This is a genomic window from Shewanella maritima (genome assembly GCF_004295345.1).
Classification (GTDB): Bacteria; Pseudomonadota; Gammaproteobacteria; order Enterobacterales; family Shewanellaceae; genus Shewanella; species Shewanella maritima.
This window is the reverse complement of sequence record NZ_CP036200.1, coordinates 3,005,822-3,009,601: the sequence shown is the minus strand read 5'-3', so window position 1 is coordinate 3,009,601 and position 3,780 is coordinate 3,005,822. Positions and strand designations below refer to the sequence as shown.

Sequence of the window (3,780 nt, the reverse complement as noted above, 5' to 3'; positions counted from 1 at the left end):
AAAATTAAGCAATTAACTTACATCCTATAGTAATATGGGGTGTGAGTTTTATTGCAAGTAAAACAGCAATATACAATAACAATTATTCAACAATTATAGTTAACCTCAGCTTTGGGTTTGTGCATGCACAGCGCTTAATGGCAGCTATTTAATGCAGACTTACAAGCATAGCGAGAAGGTTAATGACTTAAGGAAAAGTTTTTGGCGCAACCTGCTGCAACAGAAAAACAAGAACAGTGGACGATTCAGGCCTCCCAGCGAGTGCATGTTGATCCGCTGCTAGATTCTCTTGTGATCCTGTCTGAACACTTTGGTAACCCTTGCTCGGTTGATTCATTAGCCGCTGGTTTGCCTTTGTCTGGTGCGATCATCACCCCTGAAATTTTTCCACAAGCTGCTGCGCGAGCGGGCTTAACCGCAAAACTATCACGTAAAAATCTCAATCAAATTTCCGATATCTTACTGCCATGTATCTTGCTGCTAAAAGACCAACAGGCTTGCATTTTGCGCCAACTGGATATCGAGTCAGACACTGCCACGATTCAATTACCTGAGTCTGCTGGTCAAAAGACCATGAGCATTGAAGAGCTTGAGTCGCTGTACGTGGGTTATGCATTTTTGGTTAAGCAGCAATATCGCGGCGACCAAAGTTTTGATGTTCATGTACATGACAACTCTACTCACTGGCTGTGGCAAAACATCAAAAGTGCAGCACCAATTTATCGCGACGTGCTAATTGCTTCAGTGTTGGTCAACCTATTTGCGCTGGTATCACCGCTATTTGTGATGAATGTGTACGACAAAGTCGTCCCTAACCTGGCATTTGAGTCTTTATGGGTACTGGCGATAGGAGCAGGCGTTGCTTACCTATTCGATTTAATTTTAAGGCAATTAAGAAGCTACCTAATTGATGTAGCGGGCAAAAAGATCGACATCATAGTGTCATCGCAACTATTTGCTAAAGCAATTGGCATTCCGCTATCAAAGCGTTCTCCTAGTATTGGTGGTATGGCAAGGCAGCTAGGTGAGTTCGACTCGATTCGTGAGTTTCTCACCTCGGCAACCATTACCGCCTTGGTCGATTTACCTTTTGCGCTACTATTTGTGATGGTGATTTACCTGGTTGCTGGTGATCTTGCCGTTATTCCTATTGTCGCCAGCATCATCATTATTGGTTACACATTAATAGTGCAGCCGAGACTAAAAGCAGCGATTGAAGAAAGCAACCGCTTTGCCAGCCTAAAACATGGTCACTTGGTGGAAAGCCTAACCGCGCTTGAATCAATTAAAGCCAACGGTGCTGAAGGTCTAGTGCAAAAAAGCTGGCAACAAATGATTGGCCATACAGCCAACTGGCAGCTAAAGACCAAAAAACTGACTAACTCGGTTACTAACGTGGCTAACTTTATCGTGCAATTTAGTGTGGTTTGTATTGTTATTTTAGGCGTATACCGTGTAGCTGACTTTGAGATTTCAATGGGCGGCATTATCGCCGCAGTAATGCTTGGTGGGCGCGCGATCAATCCAATGGCGCAAATTGCAGGGCTTATCACCCGCGGCAACTACACCGCAAGCTCACTGCGCCAGCTTGACCAAATCATGGATGAAGAAGATGAGTTTGAAAACAAGGGCAACCTGGTCAGCATTCAACGCTTAAACGGCAAAATAAATGCAGACAATGTTAGTTTTAAATTCCCAGAAACTGAAAAGCCAACAATACACCCCATATCACTGACAATTGAACCCGGTGAACGCGTCGCAATTATTGGCCGTAATGGTTCTGGAAAAAGCACCCTAGCTAAGTTGCTGGTCGGTTTATACCAACCTACTGATGGTAGCTTGCGTTACGATGGTCTTGATAGTGGGCAAATTCACCCTAGCGACTTGCGCCGCAACTTTGGTTATCTGCCGCAAGATATCACTCTATTTCACGGCAGTATTCGCGACAATATCTTATTTGGCTCGCGTCAGGTAAGTGAACACCAACTTATTCGCGCGGTTCAGCTGTCTGGTGTAAGCCACTTCACCAATTTAGAAGCCGAAGGGTTAGATCAACAAGTCGGTGAAGGCGGTTTTTCACTAAGCCGTGGTCAAAGGCAAACCGTTGCACTTGCAAGGGCAACCCTAAACGATCCGCCAGTACTGTTAATGGACGAACCAACGGCGAGTTTAGATGCCAGAGCAGAAAAGCAATTTGTACAATCAATGCGTCAGGTAAGTAAGAATCGCACTTTGCTGCTAATTACTCACAAAATGCACCTGCTTAATCTCGTGGATCGCATCATAGTAATGGATCGCGGACACATCATTGCCGATGGACCGAAGGACCAGGTACTGAAAAAGCTCAATGAAGGATTATTAGCGGGAGGTAAAGCGCGATGAGCAAACACCTCACCACTGAAGATTTAGAAATGGCTGATGATGTATACGGCGCAATGATGACTGATGCACCAAGTGGTCATCGCTTGATCATCTGGTCACTGGCCGCCATGATGCTGTGCTTTTTCGTTTGGGCATATTTCTCAGAGCTTGATCAAGTCACCACTGGTGAAGGCAAAGTCATCCCCTCATCACAGGTGCAAATAATCGAAAGCCTTGATGGCGGGATCTTACAAGAAATTTTTGTTCAAGAAGGTGTATTGGTCGAAAAAGGTCAGCCTCTCGCTCGTATTGACGACACCCGTTTTCGAGCTGACTTTGGTCAACAAGAGCAAGAAGTATTTGGTCTACAGGCTAACGTTATCCGTATGCGTGCAGAGCTCGACAGCATAGTAATTTCAGATATGAATGCTAACTGGCGTGAACAGATAAAAATCACTAAATCGCCCCTGGAATTTCCTCCAGCACTAGTTGATGAAGAGCCAGAACTAGTTAAACGTCAGCAAGAAGAATACTCGGTTAGATTAGACAACTTAAATAACCAGCTTGAGATCCAAGTCAGACAAATTCAGCAGCGCCAACAAGAAACCGAAGAACTGGCATCAAAGATCAGTACGCTGACAACAAGCTTCCAACTTGTCTCACGCGAACTTGAACTTACCCGTCCATTAGCGCAAAAGGGCATTGTGCCAGAAGTTGAGCTACTCAAGCTTGAACGCAGCGTTAACGATATTCAAGGCGAACTAAAAACTCTGCGCTTACTGCGCCCTAAAGTCAAAGCATCGATGGATGAAGCGATTTTGAAGCGCCGTGAAGCGGTATTTGTTTATGCATCAGACTTACGTGCCCAGCTCAATGAATCACAAAACAAATTAGCAAGAATGAATGAAGCACAGATTGGTGCATTTGATAAAGTCAGTAAGGCGGTTATTACCTCACCAGTCATTGGTACAATTAAGTCGATTCACATCAATACTTTAGGTGGTGTTGTACAGCCGGGTGAAGAAATTATTGAGATTGTACCGTCTGAAGACAAACTACTAATCGAAACCATGATTAAGCCTAAAGACATCGCCTTTTTACATCCGGGTTTACCAGCTGTGGTTAAGGTCACAGCTTATGATTTTACCCGTTATGGCGGCCTCAAAGGCGTGGTTGAACATATTAGCGCTGATACCTCACAAGATGAAGAAGGTAACAGTTTCTATACCATCCGTGTTCGCACGGAGCAGTCAAGTTTAGCAAAAGATGATGGTACACAGATGCCAATAATACCCGGTATGCTCACTTCAGTGGACATCATAACGGGACAGAAATCCATACTTGAGTACATTTTTAACCCAATTTTAAGAGCTAAGGACACCGCTCTGCGCGAGCGATGAAAACCTGGAGGTTTTTTAA

Annotated in this window: 2 protein-coding genes; both read left to right on the top strand. The window is 44.4% G+C overall.

Annotation, left to right across the window (positions count from 1 at the left end):
- The first annotated feature begins 201 nt into the window (after window positions 1-201).
- On the top strand, window positions 202-2,382 hold the full coding sequence (locus EXU30_RS12945; RefSeq protein WP_130600673.1) for a type I secretion system permease/ATPase: 2,181 nt from the start codon (window positions 202-204) through the stop codon (window positions 2,380-2,382).
- The gene (locus tag EXU30_RS12940; RefSeq protein ID WP_130600671.1) at window positions 2,379-3,761 is read left to right on the top strand and encodes an HlyD family type I secretion periplasmic adaptor subunit; all 1,383 of its coding nucleotides are present in this window, start codon (window positions 2,379-2,381) and stop codon (window positions 3,759-3,761) included. The genes EXU30_RS12945 and EXU30_RS12940 overlap by 4 nt, the downstream gene beginning before the upstream one ends.
- Window positions 3,762-3,780 lie beyond the last annotated feature (19 nt).